The sequence below is a fragment of the Paenibacillus sp. P13VS genome, from assembly GCF_015143645.1.
Taxonomy (GTDB): domain Bacteria; phylum Bacillota; class Bacilli; order Paenibacillales; family Paenibacillaceae; genus Paenibacillus; species Paenibacillus xylanilyticus_A.
This window is the reverse complement of the sequence record NZ_WYEV01000005.1, coordinates 58,917-79,281: the sequence shown is the minus strand read 5'-3', so window position 1 is coordinate 79,281 and position 20,365 is coordinate 58,917. Positions and strand designations below refer to the sequence as shown.

The 20,365-nt window shown below is 49.7% G+C and carries 17 protein-coding genes; 14 read left to right on the top strand and 3 right to left on the bottom strand.

What is annotated here, in order from left to right; genetic code table 11:
- Positions 1–44 precede the first annotated feature (44 nt).
- The 5 genes from argB (at position 45) to argH (ending at position 6,811) form a co-directional block, all read left to right on the top strand.
- Entirely contained in the window at positions 45–884 is an 840-nt protein-coding gene (gene argB / locus GUA98_RS14170; protein WP_153980127.1) for an acetylglutamate kinase, read from the top strand.
- Between the two features lie 272 nt (positions 885–1,156).
- Positions 1,157–2,413, top strand: coding sequence for an aspartate aminotransferase family protein (locus GUA98_RS14165; RefSeq protein WP_193723485.1), 1,257 nt, complete (start codon positions 1,157–1,159; stop codon positions 2,411–2,413).
- Positions 2,414–2,621: 208 nt separating this feature from the next.
- Entirely contained in the window at positions 2,622–3,587 is a 966-nt protein-coding gene (gene argF, locus GUA98_RS14160; RefSeq protein WP_095291410.1) for an ornithine carbamoyltransferase, read from the top strand.
- A gap of 476 nt (positions 3,588–4,063) precedes the next feature.
- The gene (locus GUA98_RS14155; protein ID WP_095291411.1) at positions 4,064–5,299 is read left to right on the top strand and encodes an argininosuccinate synthase; all 1,236 of its coding nucleotides are present in this window, start codon (positions 4,064–4,066) and stop codon (positions 5,297–5,299) included.
- A gap of 108 nt (positions 5,300–5,407) precedes the next feature.
- Positions 5,408–6,811: an argininosuccinate lyase gene (argH, locus tag GUA98_RS14150; RefSeq protein ID WP_193723484.1), complete on the top strand. Its 1,404-nt coding sequence runs from the start codon at positions 5,408–5,410 to the stop codon at positions 6,809–6,811.
- Positions 6,812–6,978: 167 nt separating this feature from the next.
- Here the strand turns inward: argH and GUA98_RS14145 are convergent, their stop codons facing one another.
- Positions 6,979–7,767, bottom strand: coding sequence for an alpha/beta hydrolase (locus GUA98_RS14145; RefSeq protein WP_193723483.1), 789 nt, complete (start codon positions 7,765–7,767; stop codon positions 6,979–6,981).
- Between the two features lie 294 nt (positions 7,768–8,061).
- On the opposite strand from GUA98_RS14145, the gene GUA98_RS14140 reads away from it, so the two are divergent.
- The 4 genes from GUA98_RS14140 (at position 8,062) to GUA98_RS14125 (ending at position 11,788) form a co-directional block, all read left to right on the top strand.
- Positions 8,062–8,685, top strand: coding sequence for a YhbD family protein (locus GUA98_RS14140; RefSeq protein WP_193723482.1), 624 nt, complete (start codon positions 8,062–8,064; stop codon positions 8,683–8,685).
- A 13-nt stretch (positions 8,686–8,698) separates the two neighbouring features.
- Positions 8,699–9,424 carry a polymer-forming cytoskeletal protein gene (locus GUA98_RS14135; RefSeq protein ID WP_193723481.1) on the top strand — a complete coding sequence of 242 codons (726 nt, stop codon included), beginning with the start codon at positions 8,699–8,701 and terminating at the stop codon, positions 9,422–9,424.
- A gap of 33 nt (positions 9,425–9,457) precedes the next feature.
- On the top strand, positions 9,458–10,150 hold the full coding sequence (locus GUA98_RS14130; RefSeq protein WP_153980120.1) for a hypothetical protein: 693 nt from the start codon (positions 9,458–9,460) through the stop codon (positions 10,148–10,150).
- Between the two features lie 72 nt (positions 10,151–10,222).
- Positions 10,223–11,788: an MDR family MFS transporter gene (locus GUA98_RS14125; RefSeq protein WP_193723480.1), complete on the top strand. Its 1,566-nt coding sequence runs from the start codon at positions 10,223–10,225 to the stop codon at positions 11,786–11,788.
- An 83-nt stretch (positions 11,789–11,871) separates the two neighbouring features.
- On the opposite strand, the gene GUA98_RS14120 is transcribed toward GUA98_RS14125, so the two are convergent.
- Entirely contained in the window at positions 11,872–13,302 is a 1,431-nt protein-coding gene (locus tag GUA98_RS14120; RefSeq protein ID WP_193723479.1) for a VanW family protein, read from the bottom strand.
- 253 nt (positions 13,303–13,555) lie between these two features.
- On the opposite strand from GUA98_RS14120, the gene ftsE reads away from it, so the two are divergent.
- The 5 genes from ftsE to GUA98_RS14095 all read left to right on the top strand — a co-directional run bounded on the left by ftsE (position 13,556) and on the right by GUA98_RS14095 (position 19,608).
- Complete coding sequence (gene ftsE, locus GUA98_RS14115; RefSeq protein ID WP_095291427.1) at positions 13,556–14,242, top strand: cell division ATP-binding protein FtsE; 687 nt, start codon at positions 13,556–13,558, stop codon at positions 14,240–14,242.
- A complete protein-coding gene (gene ftsX / locus GUA98_RS14110) occupies positions 14,232–15,149 on the top strand; it encodes a permease-like cell division protein FtsX (protein ID WP_193723478.1) in 918 nt (305 codons plus the stop codon). Before ftsE ends, ftsX begins: the two co-directional genes overlap by 11 nt.
- Before the next feature lie 186 nt (positions 15,150–15,335).
- Positions 15,336–16,613 (top strand): murein hydrolase activator EnvC family protein, encoded by a 1,278-nt coding sequence (locus GUA98_RS14105; RefSeq protein WP_127540985.1) that lies wholly within the window; start codon positions 15,336–15,338, stop codon positions 16,611–16,613.
- 132 nt (positions 16,614–16,745) lie between these two features.
- Complete coding sequence (locus GUA98_RS14100; RefSeq protein ID WP_127540983.1) at positions 16,746–18,197, top strand: S41 family peptidase; 1,452 nt, start codon at positions 16,746–16,748, stop codon at positions 18,195–18,197.
- A gap of 85 nt (positions 18,198–18,282) precedes the next feature.
- Complete coding sequence (locus GUA98_RS14095) at positions 18,283–19,608, top strand: PDZ domain-containing protein (RefSeq protein ID WP_193723477.1); 1,326 nt, start codon at positions 18,283–18,285, stop codon at positions 19,606–19,608.
- Positions 19,609–19,667: 59 nt separating this feature from the next.
- Here GUA98_RS14095 and GUA98_RS14090 read toward each other — a convergent pair whose 3' ends face one another.
- Positions 19,668–20,351 carry a response regulator gene (locus GUA98_RS14090; RefSeq protein WP_415753031.1) on the bottom strand — a complete coding sequence of 228 codons (684 nt, stop codon included), beginning with the start codon at positions 20,349–20,351 and terminating at the stop codon, positions 19,668–19,670.
- Positions 20,352–20,365: the final 14 nt, after the last annotated feature.

The following is a 20,365-nucleotide window of genomic DNA, read 5'->3' as shown; positions in this document are numbered from 1 at the left end:
GGTTTGTTTTTATATAGAACACAAACACGAAAGGAGTGCTCCTCATGAATTCAACATTGCAAAATGAGAGTGCCGGAGTGGAAAAAGGTGCAGAGAAGCAGACGTTTGTCATGAAATGCGGAGGCAGCACGCTCGCGGCTTTGCCAGAATCCTTTTTTGCGGATTTGCGTGACTTGCAGTCCCAGGGAACTCAGCCCGTCATCGTGCATGGTGGAGGCCCGGCGATATCGGAGAATCTGGCGAAGCTGGGCATTGAAACCGAGTTCGTGAATGGACTCCGCAAAACGACGGAACCTGTGCTGGATGTCGTGGAGATGGTGCTGGCCGGGAGTATCAACAAACAGATCGTACGCCTGATAGAGCGTGTCGGAGGACATGCGCTGGGCTTGTCCGGCGTAGACGGTGGTCTGATCCAAGCCAAACCTGTGGCAAATCATGCAGAGATCGGCTGGGTTGGAGACGTAACAGGCGTTCAAGCAGAAATCATTCAAGGCATAGTGAACATGGGATATATGCCTGTGATTGCGCCGGTGGGCGTGGATGCAAACGGACAACGGTATAATATCAATGCAGATACAGCCGCAGGTGCGGTAGCTTCCCACCTTGGTGTAAGCCGGATGATCGTTGTGACGGATGTACCTGGAATCATGAAGACCGTTAACGGGGAGAAAAAAGTACTGCCATCGGTCTCTGTACAGGAAATCGAGGACATGATCCAGACCGGTGAAATCTACGGCGGCATGATCCCTAAGGTACGTGCAGCGATTGCCTGCATTCATGGTAAAGTACGTGAAGTAATCATCGTGGACGGAAGCGAGCCACAGATCCTGAGCCGCGTGCTGAAGGGTGAAACGATCGGAACCCGAATTATCCGCATGCAATAAGGTGAATTTCAAAACAGATAGATTAATATTCTGTACGGATTTATATAAGTTGAATAGCAACGTTACACAAGAACGTGGAGTGCAGAACCAATCTGGAGAAGCAACGCGTTCGCGTTTATACCCGGATGTTAACCTCTAAAAAATTAGATCAAAAAATCCGGGGATAACAGCGATCGGAAGATGGTGCTGCAATCGGAGTGGCTCTGTGTAGGTTGGTTTGTCTTATATGAGTACCGGTATACTTACAAAAAGGAATAGGAGTGTGAAAGGTGATGGCAAAAGGCAATGAACAGCCAGGTTCTGGCACAGCAGTAGCGGGAGCAGCAGCAACAGGTGCAGCGGCACAGACGGAAAGCTCTCTTTTCCAAACGTATGCGCGTTATCCAATCAGTCTGGTCAAGGGTAAAGGCAGCTGGTTATGGGATGATCAGGGCAACCGTTATCTCGACTTCATGTGCGGACTCGCTGTAACGAGCCTTGGCCATGCACCGGAGAAAGTGGGAGCCAAGCTGAAAGCTCAGATCGATGAGCTGTGGCATGTTTCCAACCTGTTCCAAATTCCGGGTCAGGAGAAAGCAGCAGCTTTGCTGACAGCCAATACATGTGCTGATGCCGTATTCTTCTGCAACAGTGGGGCGGAAGCCAATGAGGCAGCCATTAAGGTCGCACGTCGTTATCACCAGAAGGTGAAAGGGAACGACCGTTATGAAGTGATTACGTTTGCCCAGTCCTTCCACGGACGGACACTCGCAACACTGACAGCAACAGGGCAGGATAAGGTGAAAGAAGGATTTTTGCCATTGCCAGCGGGATTCGTGACCGTTCCTTTGCATGATATTGCAGCTTTGGAAGCGGCAATTGGTCCTAAAACAGCAGCAATTATGCTGGAAATGGTTCAAGCCGAAGGCGGTGTATATCCGGTCGAACCGGAATTCGTCAAGCATGTGCGGAAACTGTGTGATGAGCATGGTCTCTTGCTGATCGTAGACGAAGTACAGACCGGAATGGGACGTACAGGCAAGCTGTTCGCACATGAACACTATGGCATTGAGCCAGATGTGTTTACGGTGGCCAAAGGGATCGGCAGCGGTTTCCCGGTAGGTGCGATGCTGGGTAAAGGTTTCCTGCGGGATGCGTTTACGCCAGGCAGCCATGCAACGACATTCGGGGGGACGCCACTAGCTTCGTCCGTAGTGATTGCCACGATTGAAACGATGTTGGAAGATCGCTTGCCGGAGCGTGCTGCTGAGATGGGTGACTATCTGATGAGCTCGCTGCGGAAGCGTTTGGCAGGCAATTCATTTGTGAAGGAAGTTCGCGGATTGGGACTTCTGGTCGGAATCGAATGTGCAGAGCCGGTAGGCGACATCGTTCTGGCTGGACAGAAACGTGGCATCTTGTTCGTCAACGCAGGGCCGAATGTCATTCGTCTGCTTCCGAATCTGTATGTGAGCAAGGAAGAGATCGATGAAGCGGTATCCCTGGTAGCAACGTTGATTGAAGAGCATGTAGCAGCGAAGAAGGCCTAATCAATCCATTTTGACAAAATGAAAAGCATGCTGTACTAGGGTCTTTCATGGCCCTGGCGCAGAACTAGATGATGAATCCCTGTAGCCGCGTGGAGAACTGCGGAAGATTAAAGTAAGCGCCATAGGCTGCCTGAGCATGGGCTGCCACGGCTGCTCTCTTCTGCCCGAGCGGGTGCAGGGAACCGGATATAAGGAGGACAACATTCACATGACAGCACAACAAACGGAGAAAATCCAGAAGATTGATCTTAGAGGCCGTGACTTTATTGAGTTTACCGATTACACAGCCGAAGAGATCCGCTACTTGCTGGACTTGGCCATTGAGATCAAAGGCAAGCAAAAAAACGGCGTAGCCTATCAGCCGCTGAAAGGCAAAACGATTGGACTTATTTTTGAAAAGTCATCCACACGTACGCGTGTATCCTTCGAAGTAGGCATGTTCCAGCTGGGTGGACACGCACTCTTCCTGAGCAAAAACGATATCCAGCTTGGTCGAGGGGAAACAACTCATGATACGGCTAAAGTATTGTCCCGTTACCTGGATGGCATCATGATTCGTACCTTTGGACACCATAATGTAACTGAATTGGCGGAGCATGCCGATATCCCGGTCATCAATGGACTGAGCGATGCTGCTCATCCATGCCAAGTGCTGGCAGACTTCCAAACGGTACTGGAGCACAAAGGCAAACTGGCTGGCCTGAAAATGGCTTATGTTGGTGATGGTAATAACATGGCACACTCTCTCATGCTGGGGGCAGCGAAGATGGGCATGCATGTTGCTGTAGCAACGCCAAAAGGGTATGAGCCGGATAGTGCCGTGGTAGAGCAGGCGCGCAGCATTGCGAAGGAAAGCGGTTCTGAAGTGACTGTGACGTACAGTGCTCAGGAAGCTGTGAAGGATGCGGATATCGTTTATACCGATGTATGGGCAAGCATGGGCTTTGAAGAGGAACAGAAGATTCGTGAGCAGGCCTTTGCCGCGTACCAGGTTGATGAGGAACTGATGAAAGGCGCGAAGCCAGATTACATGTTCCTGCATTGTCTGCCGGCACACCGCGGGGAAGAAGTAAGTGCGGGTGTAATTGATGGACCAAACTCCCTGATCTTTGATCAGGCAGAGAACCGGCTGCATGCACAAAAGGCCTTGATGGCTGCGTTAATGAGCGAATAGCCGCTGTTTGTCTAAATGAGTTGATTTTAGGCGCAGGGTTAGCGATGATAGATTCATCTATTTATACTCTAAAATAAGATAAATTGGTGCATTCGCAAAAACGGAGAGACAGAAATGACCTTTAGAAATGAACGATTTATATCTATCCTGGGACGTCTTTCAAATTTATATAAGTTGAACCTGAATATAACACGATAACGGAGAGTGCAGAACCAATCTGAAGAAGCGGAGCGTTCGCCTTTATCCCCGGATTTTCCCCTTTAGAGGAGGATCAAAAAAATCTGGGGATAAGAGTGATCGGAAGATGGTACTGCAATCGGAGTGTTGTAGTGTAACATTCTAAAAGGCTATCTATATAAAAAGAAACGATGGAACTGGGAATAAGAGCGATCGGAGGGTTTTCTGGCTCGTAGTTTTTAGCAGATGCATAGCTTGTTTAACTTATTGGCAATTGAATTTGGGGAGGACCAACGAACATGGCTAAGGAAAAAATCGTACTCGCCTATTCCGGCGGGCTGGACACATCTGTAATTTTGAAATGGTTGAAAGAGACCTATGATGCAGAGATTATCGCATTTACTGCAGATATCGGACAAAAGGATGAGCTGGACGGCCTCGAGGAAAAAGCACTCGCTACCGGCGCTTCGAAAGTATATATCGATGATCTGCGCGACGAGTTCGCGAAAGATTTTATCTACCCGATGTTCCAAGCGGGTGCTCTGTATGAAGGACAATACCTGCTCGGCACAAGTATCGCTCGTCCGCTGATTGCTAAACGCATGGTCGACATCGCTCGTGCAGAAGGCGCTACTGCGATCGCTCACGGCGCTACGGGCAAAGGAAATGACCAGGTTCGTTTCGAATTGAACGCAGCTGCGCTGACACCGGACGTTCAAGTGATTGCGCCATGGCGTTTGGAAGAATTCCGCAACCAGTTCCCAGGACGCGCAGAGATGATTGCTTATGCAGAGAAACACGGTATTCCGGTAACGGCATCTGCTGCTAAGCCTTACTCTACAGACCGTAACCTGCTGCATATCAGCTATGAGAGCGGTGTGCTTGAAGATCCTTGGTTTGACCCAAGCACAGACGAGAACAAAGACATGTTCCTGCTCAGCAATGCACCGGAAGATGCACCAGATCAAGCGGAATACGTTGAACTGGAATTCGAACAAGGCAACTGCGTAGCCCTGAATGGCGAGCGTTTGAGCCCGCTTCAAGTGATGGAACAATTGAACGAACTGGGCGGCAAGCACGGCATTGGCCGTGTCGACATGGTCGAGAACCGTTTTGTTGGCATGAAGAGCCGCGGGGTATATGAGACACCAGGTGGAACGATCCTGTTTACGGCACATCGTAAAATGGAATCCATCACCATGGATCGTGAAGTGATGAACCTGCGTGATAGCCTGATCACGCGTTACAGCACACTCGTGTACAACGGCTTCTGGTTCGCACCGGAACGTCTGGCACTGCAAGCGCTGGTAAGCGAAAGCCAGAAAAACGTAACAGGTACCGTACGTGTAAAACTGTACAAAGGCAACATCATTGGCGCAGGCGTGAAAAGCCCTGTCAGCCTGTACAACCCGGACATCGCTACGATGGAAGCTGACCCGACACAAGCGTATGATCAAGGAGATGCAACCGGCTTTATCCGCCTGAACGCCCTGCGTCTGAAAGTTAATTCCGGCGTGGAACAAAACAAGAAATAATACTTTAAAATAGCCTCATATCATGACCAATATAACTTTACAGGGCAGGCCGTTCTTGCACATCGGGCAGGGGCGGCTTTGTCCATGAACGAAAGGGGAGAACTCACCGTGAGCAAGCTGTGGGGAGGACGTTTTACCAAACAAACCAATCATCTGGTTGAGGAATACACGGCATCAATCAACTTTGACAAAGCTTTGGCTGAGGAAGACATTCAAGGCAGTCTCGCCCATGTAACCATGCTGGGCAAATGCGGTATTTTGCCTGCGGAAGATGTGGAGACGATTAAGGAAGGCTTGATTACCGTACTGCACAAAATCCGTGCAGGCGAAGTGGAATTCTCCGTTTCGGATGAAGACATCCACATGAACATTGAGAAAAACCTGATCGAAACCATTGGCCCTGTCGGTGGCAAATTGCACACAGGTCGCAGCCGGAATGACCAAGTCGCAACAGACATGCATTTGTACCTGCGTGAGCGTGTAGTTGGTTTTGTCGGTATGCTGCATGCGCTGCAGGAGGCTTTGATCGGACAGGCCAAGGACAACCTGGATACAATCGTACCAGGCTATACCCATCTTCAACGTGCACAACCGATTCTGTTCGCCCATCACCTGATGGCGTATGTCTCCATGTTCCAACGGGATGCAGAGCGTCTGATGGACAGCTACAAACGGATTAACGTTCTGCCGCTGGGTGCAGGTGCACTTGCAGGAACAACATTCCCGATTGACCGCCACTTCGTGGCCGAGCAGCTCGGCTTCGACGGTGTGTACGAGAACAGTCTGGACGCGGTTAGTGATCGTGACTTTATCGTGGAGTTCCTGGCAGCTGCTTCCCTCATCATGACTCACCTGTCCCGTCTGAGTGAAGAACTGGTGCTATGGAGCAGTACCGAGTTTGGTTTTGTTGAGCTGGACGATGCGTTCTGCACAGGCAGCAGCATTATGCCGCAGAAGAAGAACCCGGATGTTCCGGAGCTTGTTCGTGGTAAAACCGGACGTGTATACGGCAACCTCATCGGTTTGCTGACCGTCTTGAAATCTCTTCCTTTGGCATACAACAAAGACATGCAGGAAGACAAGGAAGGCATGTTCGATACCGTTGCTACGCTGGAAGGTGCACTGCAATTGTTCGCACCGATGATTGCAACCATGAAAGTGAACAAGGACCGGATGCGCCAAGCGGTGAACCAGGACTTCTCCAACGCTACGGATATTGCCGACTTCCTCGTGGGCGAAGGCTTGCCTTTCCGTCAGGCGCATGAAGTCATCGGTAAAACGGTGCTGTACTGCATCCAGAACGGCAAGTATTTGCTGGATCTGAGCATTGATGAGTTCCGTCAGTTCTCCCCGCTGTTTGATGATCGCATCTACGATGTGCTCCAACCGGAAGCGGTGGTTAACGCACGTAACGTATATGGTGGCACAGCTTCCGGACAAGTGGCTGAAGCCATCGCACGCAGTGAAAAGGTGCTGGAAATTACGGCGCAATGGATCACAAGCCGCGGCTAACGCCATGGCTGTCCCGGCAGTACAAAAGGTTGAATTATATAAAAAGAAGCAGGCCAGTGGAGATTCCTCCATGGTGTGCTTCTTTTTTCGTTTTTTTAATTACAAATCAAGTTGAACATGAACGCTCTTTCAATAGGAATCTTTCTTTCATTGCACCAAGCTTCCCTTTAGTTCCGTTCAGGCAGTGGCAGCCACCGCAGCACATTCTGAATCTTCTCATCCCAGTATGCCCAGTCATGTCCGCCAGGTTCTTCTTCATAGGTCAACTGAAAATCGGTCTGTGCGCAAGCCTCACGGAAAGATTGGTTCTCTTCATACAAGAAATCTTCCGTGCCGCAGCATTGATAGAGAAGTGGACGTGGCCCTTGGCTTGTCTGACTTTCTTTTAGCAAATGAAGCAGGTCATTCTCCGAACCCTTGATCTCTGGTCCGAAGATGCGCTCCATTTCGGTCTGCTGCAGTGCAGAGAGAATTTTGTTATCCATATGTGCAGCCATATCCAGAGCCCCCGATAAGCTTGCTGCTGCGGCATATTGCTCCGGTTTGCGCAGGGCCAGTTTGAATGCCCCGTAACCACCCATGGACAAGCCGGCAACGTAGTTGTCTTCCCGTTTGGAAGACAGCGGGAAGAAGGAGCGTGCCAGGGCCGGCAGCTCTTCGCTGATGAACGTCCAGTAACGCCCACCTTCGGCCATATCCGTATAGAAGCTGCGATGCACCTGCGGCATGACAACAGCGATTCCGAGGTTTGCCACATAACGTTCAATGGATGTCCGGCGCAGCCAGATGGAATCATCATCCGATAGGCCATGCAGCAAATACAGCGTAGGATGAAGTCCTTTGCCTGAAACGTTATCCATCCCAATCTGATTATGGGTCTGCTGTGGCAGAATAACATGCATGCTCGTGCTGAGTCCTAGCGTGTCGGAGTAAAAATCACATTTAATGAGTGCCATCTCTACAAAGTAACCCCTTTCATGAATTCATTAACTGAATGTCCTGCCTGAGTTGAATGCGGTCACAGTTAATGGCTCCTTCGTTTCTATCACACAGGTTATACCCAAACCCCGTCCATTGCAACAACAACATTTATAGCAAAAGAAAGTGATGGTTAACGAGGTCAGGCAGTGTTCAATAAAAAGTTAACTATTTAGCGGTTAATTGAGGTTCATGTTGAGCAAAATGATTTCTAGGCTTCACAACGTAACAATGTTATGTTACACTTGCATCAACACAAAGGGGGAGCATATATGACGGATGAATTGATCTCCAAAAAAGACTTGCTGGACCTTACGGGGATTTCCTATGGTCAGTTATACCGCTGGAAGCGGAAAAACCTTATTCCGGAGGAATGGTTTATTCGGAAGTCTTCATACACGGGTCAGGAAACTTTTTTTCCTAAACAGCAGATGCTGACACGTATCGATAAGATCCTCAATATGAAGGATGGACTATCACTGGATGAGCTGGCGGACGTATTTTCGCCCACACTGGGTGAGGTTGAAATGTCTGCGGAGCAATTAATGGACCGAAACATTGTTTCATTGCCTTCGCTTGAACTGGTAAAAGAGGCCGGACGGGAACAACCCATGTATGCTCTGGAGCAGATTATGATGCTCTATGTCCTCGAGAAGCTGCTGCTCAGCGGGGATATCACCCGTCAGGAGGGCTCATTGCTGATAGATGTCATGTCTGAGCACTATTATCGTTTTGCAAACAGAGCAAGTGAGCTGCTGCTTATTCGCAAGATGGGCGTACCGACATTCATGCTGGTTGGTTCAGGATCAGAGCTTTATTTTGATCAGGGCGTCAAAGTGGTATTGAGAATTCCGCTGGGCACGTTTATGGAAGAGCTGAAACTTAAATTGGGATAAGGGGAGAATGGGCATGGAAGAACGTCATTTGAGAAATGACCTGAATGTATCAGGTTTGAGTCAAACAGCAGGTGGAGCCTTTCACCGGGTTTCCATTGATGGCATGGCCAAAGTAAACGGCAATCTGGATTGTACCTCCTTGAGTGTGAATGGGACGTTGAAGATGCATGGAGCCTTAAGTGCGGAAAGTGCAACCATCAACGGCATGTGCACGCTGAACGGACCCCTGAACAGCTCTCGTGTTCGTGTAGATGGCCTGACAACCATTCATGGAAACCTCAGTAGTCCTGAGCTTGAAGTAAACGGCAAGTGTACCGTACGTGGGCGAGTGGATGGAGAACGCATCGATATTGGCGGCATGATCACGATTGATGGCGATGTACAATGTGAGTCCCTGAACGTACAGGGCAACATCAAAATTAGTGGCTTCCTGAATGCAGGATCCGTTGAAATCAAGCTGCATACATCTTCTTCAGCCAAAGAGATTGGCGGAGAACGTATTGATATTCGTCGAAAGGAACAAAGTGGCTTTTGGAAAAGTATCGGTCTGGGCGGTACACCCTCCTTCAAAACATCCTTAATTGAAGGGGATGAGATCGTATTGGAAGATATGGAGGCTGATATTGTTCGTGGAAGCAAAGTATATATCGGCCGTGGCTGCAGCATCAAACTTGTTGAATACTCAGGCGAGCTTGAGATTGATCCAGATGCCAAGGTGGGCAGCAGTCAGCGGATTTAAGTGGGATTGATATAGAAAGGAATGGGATGCGGCTTGAATAACCATAACGTTAGTCCATCAGACAAGAGGAATGACATCAGCATTATCGGTGAAGGAAGCTCCGCTGGCGGTGTGTACGGCAAGGTCAAGGTTGTAGGAGATTCCTCCTTTAATCATGACTTATATTGTGATCAATTCAAATGTACGGGCACGTCGGTCATCTACGGATCTCTTGAATCAGACGATATTAAAATTACGGGAACGCTAACTCTAACAGAACGAGCTGTCGGCGCTGAAGATGAGAGTGGGAGTGGCGTATCCGGCTTTCATGCAAAAGCTGAAAAAATGAAAGTGGTAGGTGAGTTTCATCTACCGGGTGACTGTCAGGCGGAGAATCTCAAACTCAATGGTCGTTTCACGGTCGGAGGTATGCTTACCGCAGAACAAATGACACTTAAGATTATGGGTCCGTCTGAAGCGAGGGAAATTGGCGGTTCAATCATCTCTGTGAAGACCGGCCGGGGGAAGCTGCTTGAAGGCTTGTTCTCGAATAATCAATCGATCCTTAAGGCAAACATGATTGAAGGAGATGACATTGAGTTAGAGAACACGGTAGCCGAGGTTGTCCGGGGAGATAAAATAAAAATTGGCCCAGGCTGCCGAATTGGTACAGTTGAATACCGTTCTTCTCTGCAGATCCATTCACAATCCGAAGTTTTGGTTCAGCGCAATCGGTCCATGGACTGATTATTGGGGGCGACTTTTCGGATATACTATTTCAGTCATATGAATAGAGCGTGAATGGAGAGATTGAGTACAATGGTTGCACGTAAAAACAGTATTGGATTGGTGCTGGCAGGGCTGCTGCTCAGCATACTGATGGCTTCGATGGATAACACCATCGTGGCAACGGCGATGGGGGATATCGTCGGGAAGCTGGGTGGCCTCGACAAATTTGTTTGGGTGACTTCAGCTTACATGGTCGCCGAGATGGCAGGCATGCCGATCTTCGGTAAATTGTCCGACATGTACGGACGGAAGAAGTTTTTTGTATTCGGAATTATCGTGTTTATGCTTGGATCGGCGTTATGTGGCACAGCAACATCCATTGTGGAGTTGACCATGTACAGAGCCATTCAGGGGATTGGTGCAGGTGCCTTGGTGCCGATTGCGTTTACCATCATGTTTGACGTGGTTGCACCGGAAGCACGGGGCAAACTGGGCGGATTGTTTGGAGCTGTCTTCGGATTATCCAGCGTGTTCGGACCGCTGCTGGGTGCATACATCACACAGTATGCCACGTGGGAATGGGTGTTTTATATTAACCTGCCGCTCGGATTGATCGCGTTTGTGTTTATTGCCTTTTTCTACAAGGAATCTCACCAGCATCAATCCCAGCAGATTGACTGGCTGGGTGCAGTAACGCTGATTGGTGCTGTTGTGTGTTTGATCTTCGGCCTTGAATTGGGTGGCAAAACGTATGCCTGGAACTCGTGGCAAATTCTCGGATTGTTCGCCGGATTTGCAGTGCTGGCGCTGTTGTTCGTATTTGCCGAATCGAGAGCGAAGGAGCCGATTATATCCTTTAACATGTTCCGCAACCGCGTGTACTGGTCCAGTAATGTCATTGCCATGTTCAGTGGTGCGGCATTTATCACGGCGTCGGTGTACATTCCCATCTTCATACAGGGTGTACTCGGGGGTAAAGCGACCAATTCGGGTCTTGTGCTGCTGCCCATGATGCTGGGGTCAGTCGTCACCGCTTCGATGGGCGGGGTGCTGATGACCAAGATCAAATATCGGAACATTATGATCCCGACACTGGCGCTGCTGGTTCTTGGTCTTGGGTTGCTGACGACACTGGACGAAAGCTCGTCCCTATGGACGATCCGTGTATTTATGGTGCTCGTTGGTCTGGGTGTGGGAGCTTCGTTCTCCGTGCTCAGCAATGCGGCCATGAATGCCTTCGAACCACAGAGACGGGGTGCCGCAAGTTCTACGCTTAACTTTTTGCGGTCCCTTGGTATGACGATGGGGATTACAATCTTTGGGATTGTTCAGAGCCAGGTATTTACGCGCAAAATGAACGATGCCCTGGCCGGTCCGGCTGCAGAAGCGGGCGGTGCAGGAGCCGGAGTGCCAGCAGGCGGCATGCCGGAGGGCTTGAATCTGAGCGACCCGCACGCCTTGCTCTCTCCGGAGCTTAGACAGGCCATTCCACCTCAGGTGCTGGAGGCCATCACTCATGCGTTATCCTCCTCGATCGTGCAGTTGTTTGCCTGGGCGGCTATTCCGGCTGCTCTGGCTCTGATTGCTGCTTTCTTTATGGGAAAAGAAAAGATGGTGATCGGCGAGGAACAGGGAGAATACACAGCAGGGCATTAATATGAAGTGAACAACAAAGACACACCATTCTGTCTCCAATGGGAGCAATGGAATGGTGTGTCTTTTGCTTTGTCCAACAACTCTTATGGCTGTTTGGTATCACTCACGCCGTCCTCTACAACAGAAGGCTCCTCCGGATCTGGCAGGCTGCTATGACCTGAACGTGCGATAAGGCGATCCTGAGCTTTGTAGGTATCTCGCGAAATGGTTTTGGACTCCACCACTTTGCCATCCACTTTCTTGATACGTACAGTTTCCACGATGTAGCCAGGCTGTCCGTTTTGCAAAACCTGCTGGGCACCATCCGGCAGCACATTGCTGGATACATACTTTACAGGGGCGCTTAGCGTTTCGATGGTGTGGGATTCGAGTGCGTAGCTGACATTCTCGGGAAAAGTACCAAAAAATTTGACGGTTAACTGGTGGTTATTCACTTCAGCAAGGATCAGCAGGGATTTGCCCGTATTGTTCTTGAAACGGAAATTGATAGCGCCCGAAGCAAAGGTGGCGTCCAGTCCTTTCGGCAGATATTTGACGGGTATCGAATGGTTACGCCGCTCGACAATATCAAGTCCAGTTAACAAGGCTGCGTTGTATACGGTGCTGGACACCTGGCATATGCCTCCGCCAATCCCCGGGGTGAGACGCCCCCTAACAATAACCGGGGCTTCGCGGAAGCCGTATTCCTTCTCGGCATGTTGAATGATTTTTTCATAGTCGAATATGCCCCCAGGCTCCAAAATCATGCCGTTCACGGATTGTGCTGCTGCACTGACATTATGTATGCGTCCTTCCGTGCTGCTGCCAAGCCCAGTGGAGAACTGGATGATCTTCCGCTCAATGCCTTCCTTGCGTAAAGACTCCACCGTGACTTCAGGCTGCTGGGTGTATAGCGGCAGCTGAATAAACAGTGCGGCAGGTTTATCCCCATTGTCCAGCACGGTGAAATCATGGGGAAGCTTCGCCAGCAGCCTGGCCTCCACTTCATCCCAGGCGATCCGCCGGACGCCCTTCTCCGGGATGTACTGGACCTTGTCGTTTGAGGTGATCCGCCGGACAGCGTCTGCGGGTGTGCCGAAGGTTTCCTTTTCCCACTCAGGGCTCAAACGTGTTCTAAGGGCTTGGATATTGTACCTGTGTTCCAGAGGCCATTCCTCCGCGAAATGATAACGGGCATACGCACGTTCCCACACATTCCCTTCGTCCAGCTCATGTACCGCCGTAAGAAAGGCGTTTGCACTGTAATCTGCACCGGCTTCAATCGCAGTCATGTTCAGCGTCAGGGAGGGCTCATCCACCTCCAGCGTAACAGGCCAGTCCCCCAGCTTTTTCAAACGTTCATCCAGTCCCCGAAGAGCCTCACTCCGATTCACGCCGCCGACCTGCCAGCCGCCAACCTGCACCTTACCCGGCAAAGCGGGCTGATTCACATACATATACAACAATCCGTAGGAAGCGGAGCCGATAAAGAGAATCGAGAACACAACAATGACGGTCAAGTGTATTTTTTTCATATCCGTACGCTCCTTTTCACTTCTGATGTTCCGCATTTCGTAACACTTTCTATATATATGATCCAATGCATGAAAACTTTCGGGTACTCAATAGGTAACAAATTTGTTACAATATATTTTATATGTTTCCATCCCAGAGGATCGAAATAAGGGTAAAATGGATTGCTCCTGATGAATTTCAGGTCTTTTTAAAGGAATTGCCGGGATTGTGTCGAAATGATAATGGCTAACTATGTGAGCAGGAAGTGATGATGTGATAGAAATGCAGGACGTGTGGAAGACCTACGCCAATGGGACCCACGCATTACAAGGGGTGTCGGTGAAGATCGACCGCAATGAATTTGTGTATATCGTCGGTCCGTCCGGCGCAGGTAAATCAACATTTATGAAACTGATGTACAGAGAAGAAATTCCGACCAAAGGACAAATATCCATCAATGGATTTAATATCGGCAAGTTGAAACCACGCAAGATTCCTTATGTGCGCCGCAACATCGGTGTAGTGTTTCAGGACTTCCGTCTCTTGCCCAAGATGACGGCGTTTGAGAACGTGGCTTTTGCCATGGAGGTTATTGAGGCGCCGAAGCGTCACATCAAGAAACGGGTCATGGAAGTGCTCGATCTGGTGGGACTGCGCAGCAAGGCGAATCGTGAACCTTCGCAATTGTCCGGGGGGGAACAGCAGCGTATTGCCATCGCACGCGCGATTGTAAACAATCCGTCGGTGATTATCGCGGACGAGCCTACGGGTAACCTTGATCCCGAGACGTCATGGGGCATTATGCAGCTGCTGGACGAGATCAATTTCAGAGGAACGACGATTGTCATGGCAACCCATAACAAGGATATCGTGAACACGATGCGTAAACGGGTTATCGCCATTGAGCGTGGCCAGATTGTACGGGATCAGATGAGAGGGGAATACGGTTATGAATTTTAGTACTCTCTTGCGCCATTTGCGGGAGGGATTCAAAAACGTATTCCGCAACGGCTGGATGTCTGTGGCATCCATCATGTCGATCATCGTGTCACTGCTCATTCTCGGGGTATTTATGCTGCTCGTGCTGAATGTGAATTCCATGGCTAACCAGGTGGACAGCCAGGTGGAGATCAGTACGTTTCTGGAGCTAAATGTGGATGAGAGTCTGCGCAATACGCTGCAGCAGGAGATCAGTGCCATGCCGGAAGTAAGCGAGATTCGCTTTGTCTCCAAGGAAGAGGGACTCAAGGAGTTCCGGGAACGTCTCGGTGACAGTGCGAATAATGTGTTGGACGGTTTCGATGTGGATAATAATCCGCTGCCGGAGACCATTGAAGTGGAGGTCATTGAACCGGAAACCGTCACTTTTGTGGCGCAAAAAATTGAAGCCCTGAACGAAAAACACCCGGAGAAGCCGATCATGAAAGTGAACTACGGCAAGGAAACGGTGGAAGTGCTGTTCAAATTTACACGCCTTGTGCGAAATATCGGATTTATTTTTGTCGGGGGACTGGCTCTGATGTCCATGTTCCTGATCTCGAATACGATTCGCGTAACGATTCTTGCCCGTCGCCGGGAGATCGGCATCATGAAGCTCGTCGGTGCAACGAATACATTCATTCGCTGGCCTTTCTTTATTGAGGGTGCGCTGATTGGATTCATCGGTTCCATGATTACGGTAGCAGTCTTGTTCTTCGGTTACAGCCGACTGCTGGCTACCATTGGTCAGGATGTATTCATGCAGATGCTTAACCTGATCCCGCTCAGCGACATTTGGTTGCTGTTTGGAACCCTTTTGATCGGACTCGGTGTGCTGGTAGGTATTTTGGGAAGTACACTGTCCATTCGCAAGTCACTTAAGGTTTAGGGTTTTATTACTGAAATTGCAGAAATTGTCGAAAAAGAATGACAAAGCAGGTTCACAATTGGACGCTGTTTGACGATATGTAGGGAAGACGCACTCTTAATTAGATGGAAGAAAGCATAAGAACATGATGTTCACCACCTGTGTAGGTTGCTTTCTTGTGAATTCATAGGATGGGGGATCACCATTTTGAAAAAAACAGCTTCGCTGCTGGCCTTTACGTTATTGGCCGGATTGACGCTTCAACCTTCGGACGGATATGCCAAGAGTAGCATTAGTGACATCGATCAACAGATTAGCCAGCTGGAGAGCAAGGCGGCTGCGGCCAAACAGGAACAGAAAAAGGCTGCTTCCAACAAGAAGGAAGCCCAGCATTACAAGAACAAAACCAACGCCTATCTGAAGGTTGTCATGGAGCAGATCAATGTTGTCAGTGATGAACTGGCGAACGTTTCCCTGGAAATTGAGAACACGGAAGAAGATCTTCGCACGACGAAAAAAGATCTCCAGGCTGCAGAGGAGCGCATTGTCGCAAGGGAGAAACTGCTGGAATCGCGTGTACGTCTGATGTATACCGATGGAGCCGTATCCTATCTGGATGTGTTGCTGTCTTCAACAAGCTTCTCGGATTTCCTGACACGTGCAGATTCGCTGAAAACGATTGTGGATCAGGATCAGCATCTGCTGGATGAGCACAAAAAGGATAAGCAGCTCGTTGTCGACAAAAAGGCTGAACTGGACAAGCAGTATGCGGAAGCCAAAAGCCTATATGCACAAAAGAAACAACGCAAAGCCCAGTTAAATGAAAAGGAACAGGAGAAGCAGGTGCTTCTGGCTTCCTATGATGCTAAAATTGAAGAGTCGGAAGAGCTGACGCAGGAGCAGGAAGATGTGTTGATTCAGATCGCCAGCAAGCGTTCAGCGTTGCTTCAGGAAAAAAACAAACTTCGTGAGCAGCAGGCAGCCGCCGCTGCCAAAGCAAAAGCAGCCGCAGCAGCTCGGGCTGCAGCAGCAGCGAAGGCGCCAACGAAAGTCAGCACAGGCAGCAGTGAACCCGTGTATACCGCGGGCAATGGTATCTTCTCCAAACCGGTATCCGGCGGACGCATTTCCTCGCCATTCGGTCGTCGTACACACCCTATTACGGGTGAAGTAGGCAAGATGCACAATGGTACCGATTTTGCTGTACCTGTGGGAACCTCAGTTCACGCGGCATCAGGCGGTATCGTTATCATGGCAGAGTGGTACAGTGGTTACGGTTATACCGTTATCGTAGACCATGGTGGCGGACTCTGGACATTGTATGGTCACCTGCGTGAAGGCGGATTTAAGGTAAGCAAGGGAGATACAGTGAGCAAAGGCGACCTTATTGCCGAGTCAGGCAACACGGGTAATTCAACCGGACCTCACTTGCACTTCGAAGTTCGTGAAAATGGTACGCCAGTGAATCCAATGAATTACCTGTAATGGATTGACTCTGAAGGAATGGAAAAGACATATTCCGTACAAGCTAGACATATACTAAGCTGGCATGTTCAGGGAATGGATTCGGCATATGGAATCTGACACGCTTCAAAACTAAAGGCGGTGAGCAAACGGATGATGAAGAAAAGATCGGCGCTGCTGCTTGCCATTGTGGCCCTCCTTGGAGGGAGCCTGCTTACGCTGGTACTGATGAGTTATCCCGGCGTGGCCAATCAGACCACTTCGGGTGAAGGCCTGCTGGCAAGTGTAACCGGCAATACGCAGCAGAAGAACGATTTGAAGAAGATTGAAACCGCAATGGATTTGATCTCAAGCAACTATTATAAAGATGTCGATAAGACCAAGCTGATCGATGGTGCGATCAACGGCATGATGGAATCCCTTGGCGATCCATACTCCAACTACATGGGACAGGAAACGGCTGCCCAGTTTGAGGAGTCCATTGAAGGATCCTTTACCGGGATCGGGGCCGAGGTATCCTCACAGGATGGAAACGTCGTTGTCGTATCCCCGATCAAAGGATCACCTGCCGAGAAAGCAGGCATCCGGGCGAAAGATATGATCATGTCTGTGAACGGCGAATCTCTGCAAGGCCTTGAATTAAACAAGGCTGTTAACAAAATCAGAGGTCCAAAGGGCAGTGAAGCCAAGGTGCAAGTGAAGCGTGCCGGTTCTACAGAATTGATTGAATTTACCATTGTGCGTGATGATATTGATCTGGAGACTGTGTACGCTCACATGGAGGATAACGGTGTAGGTGTCATTACCATCACCCAATTCTCGCTGAATACCGGAGAACGCTTCAAGGAAGAGCTGGCCAATCTGGAGAAACAGAACATGAAGGGTCTGGTCATTGACGTACGTAATGACCCGGGCGGCGTACTGCAAGTCGTTATCGACATTGCCGAGCAGTTTGTTCCAAAAGGCAAAGTGATCGTGCAGGTCGAGGACAAAAACGGCAAACGTGAGCAAAGCAAATCGAATGGTTCCAGCAAGTCGTACCCGATTACAGTACTGATGAACAAAGGAAGCGCAAGTGCTTCGGAAATTTTGGCCGGTGCATTGCAGCAGTCGGCTGGCGCAACGCTGGTTGGCGAAAACTCCTTTGGTAAAGGCACGGTACAGACGAGCTATGACAAGCAAATGGGTGATGGCAGCCTGCTGAAAATCACCATTGCGAAATGGCTGACTCCGAATGGAGACTGGATTCATGAAAAAGGCATCAAACCGGATATAGCGGTGAACCAGCCGGATTACTTCTCGGTGGCACCGATTAACAAAGAGAAATTACCTTTGAAATATGACAGCAATAGCACGGATGTGAAAAGTGCGCAGACGATGCTGAGAGGACTCGACTTCAAGCCGGATCGTGTAGATGGATACTATGACCAGAAGACGCAAGAAGCGGTCAAAGCATTCCAGAAGCAGAAAGGCATTGAGGTTACCGGCGAGATCGACGAGAAAACCGCTGAATCACTGGAAGCGGCTCTGATTGAACGTATTGCCAATCCTCAATATGATGCACAGCTGAAGCGCGCGATCGAAAATGTCTCGAAGGATATTTAGACCGTCGTGTCGAAGCCATTAAGAAGGCTGATTATCAGCCTTCTTTTTTTCTGAACCGGCTGAAAGAGAGGGGTGACGGGCCATCATGGAATGGGCTTGGCCATGGTTAACAACATTAGGGGAAGCAGTGCTGCAGTTGTTTACTCAGCCGTTTTATTATATTGCGGTCATTTTGATTGCACTGATCTATCATCGTCAATTATTACAGGAACGTAGGTTGTTTCATGTTCGTCTGCAAAGCTCCATCACCCAGACGATCCGTGCCTTACTCGGAGGTATCGTCATTGGCATCATCGTCTCGGTAATATCCATCTTCCTCGGGGCGCACCTTACACTTGCCAGTGTCATTTGCATATGGGCCGCAACGTTAATTCTGGCGTTGTTCCGTATTCGCTATCTGTGTTTCGCCTACGCGGCAGGGCTGCTTGGCGTAGTGCAGTTTGGGCTGAACCTGGCCTCAGGCTGGCAGCCGGAGGGATGGCTTGGCAGTATCACGGAGGCATTGCGTGCGCTGGACATGCCTGCCTTATTGGTACTGGCAGCCTTACTGCATCTAGGTGAAGCGATGCTTGTTCGCTTGCAAGGGGTATCCATGGCTTCGCCATTGCTCTTTGAAGGCAAGCGCGGCAAGCTGGTTGGAGGATACCAGCTGCAGCATTTCTGGCCGATTCCGATGCTGATTCTGGTACCCGTAACAGGGAGCGGAGCAGAACTAGCCTGGAGTCCTCTCTTGAATGCAGGTGGTGGCTATATGTTAATGGCACTTCCGATCCTGCTTGGATTCGGCGAAGTTACGCAAAGTATGCTTCCTGGGCAAAAGGTACAAATATCCGCCAAGCGGCTCTTGCTCTACGGGACATGCCTGCTTGTGCTCAGTCTCTTGGCGGCTTGGTGGTCACCACTTATGGTGGTTGCTGCTCTGGCAGCATTTATCGGCCATGAATTTCTGGTGTGGTACAGTGGGTTCGAGGAACAGCATCGCAGTCCGGTGTATGTGCATCCGGTCCACGGCTTAAAGGTACTTGGCATTATCCCGGATAGCCCTGCTGCAGAGCTGGGCATCGAAGCAGGAGAGACGCTGTATAAGGTGAACGGTGTGATGGTAAATTCACCCGAAGAACTGCATCGTGCACTGCGGATGAATCCGGCCTTTTGCAAACTGGAAGTTCGTAACCATCAGGGTGAGAGCAAATTTATGCAGCGGGCCATCTATGAAGGTGAACATCATCAGCTTGGGGTGCTTATGGCTCCGGTCAGCCATGAAGCTTGGGCAGTACAGCTGCGTCCGCTGACGTTGTTCCATATCATTACTCTCAAATTGTTTGCCCGTCGCAAAAATAATCATAATGATGACGCTCCGCTGGCGCTGCCGGCTCCGGGCATGAATGAACAAGGATCAGTAGAAATGTAATCAATAAAGGGTACTTCACCGCTCGGAAAGCGAGGAAGTACCCTTTGTGCTATGTGAATCTAATTCTTCAACATAAAGATGGCGATCTGTGTCCGATCACGCAGGTTTAATTTTCCGAGAATTTCGGTGACATAGTTTTTGACCGTACCTTCACTCAAGAATAGTTTAGCCGCAATTTCCTTGTTGGACAGCCCCTCCGATATCGCTTCTGCAACGGCCAGTTCCATTCGTGTCAGACCGTAAGCATCAAGAGGTTGATGTGAATGTGTTTGGGGAGCCACAGCCGGACGAAGCAGCCCTGCAAGCTTGCGGGCAATATCGGGGTGAATCAGCATATCACCGTTATGTACTGTTTTGATGCCTTGAATAATTCGGTCTGGAGTTACATTTTTGAGCAAATAACCGCTAGCACCGTTCTGCAGAGCCTGGATAATATATTCGTCGTCGTCAAATGTCGTCAGCATCAGTACACGCATGTCAGGAAAACGGGACTTGATGATTCGGGTGCCCTCCACGCCATTGCAGTCCGGCATGCGGATATCCATCAATACAACGTCCGCAGCGGTTCCTGACTCCAGCAGTTCAAGTGCCTCACGTCCATTGGTGGCCGTACCTGTGACGATAATGCCGGGATCAAGTCCGAGCAGGACCTTCAGGCTCTCGCGAATAAAAGAGTCATCATCCGTGAGAATTAGCCGAATGGGCTGGATTTGTTCAGCTTCGTTATGGTTACTTGGTTCCATTTGTTCAGACATGG

Coding starts and splice junctions, on each gene's coding strand:
- argB (WP_153980127.1), top strand. CDS start 45: ATGAATTCAACATTGCAAAATGAGAGTGCCGGAGTGGAAAAAGGTGCA.
- GUA98_RS14165 (WP_193723485.1), top strand. CDS start 1,157: ATGGCAAAAGGCAATGAACAGCCAGGTTCTGGCACAGCAGTAGCGGGA.
- argF (WP_095291410.1), top strand. CDS start 2,622: ATGACAGCACAACAAACGGAGAAAATCCAGAAGATTGATCTTAGAGGC.
- GUA98_RS14155 (WP_095291411.1), top strand. CDS start 4,064: ATGGCTAAGGAAAAAATCGTACTCGCCTATTCCGGCGGGCTGGACACA.
- GUA98_RS14145 (WP_193723483.1), bottom strand. CDS start 7,767: ATGGCACTCATTAAATGTGATTTTTACTCCGACACGCTAGGACTCAGC.
- GUA98_RS14140 (WP_193723482.1), top strand. CDS start 8,062: ATGACGGATGAATTGATCTCCAAAAAAGACTTGCTGGACCTTACGGGG.
- GUA98_RS14135 (WP_193723481.1), top strand. CDS start 8,699: ATGGAAGAACGTCATTTGAGAAATGACCTGAATGTATCAGGTTTGAGT.
- GUA98_RS14125 (WP_193723480.1), top strand. CDS start 10,223: ATGGTTGCACGTAAAAACAGTATTGGATTGGTGCTGGCAGGGCTGCTG.
- GUA98_RS14120 (WP_193723479.1), bottom strand. CDS start 13,302: ATGAAAAAAATACACTTGACCGTCATTGTTGTGTTCTCGATTCTCTTT.
- ftsX (WP_193723478.1), top strand. CDS start 14,232: ATGAATTTTAGTACTCTCTTGCGCCATTTGCGGGAGGGATTCAAAAAC.
- GUA98_RS14100 (WP_127540983.1), top strand. CDS start 16,746: ATGATGAAGAAAAGATCGGCGCTGCTGCTTGCCATTGTGGCCCTCCTT.
- GUA98_RS14095 (WP_193723477.1), top strand. CDS start 18,283: ATGGAATGGGCTTGGCCATGGTTAACAACATTAGGGGAAGCAGTGCTG.
- GUA98_RS14090 (WP_415753031.1), bottom strand. CDS start 20,351: ATGGAACCAAGTAACCATAACGAAGCTGAACAAATCCAGCCCATTCGG.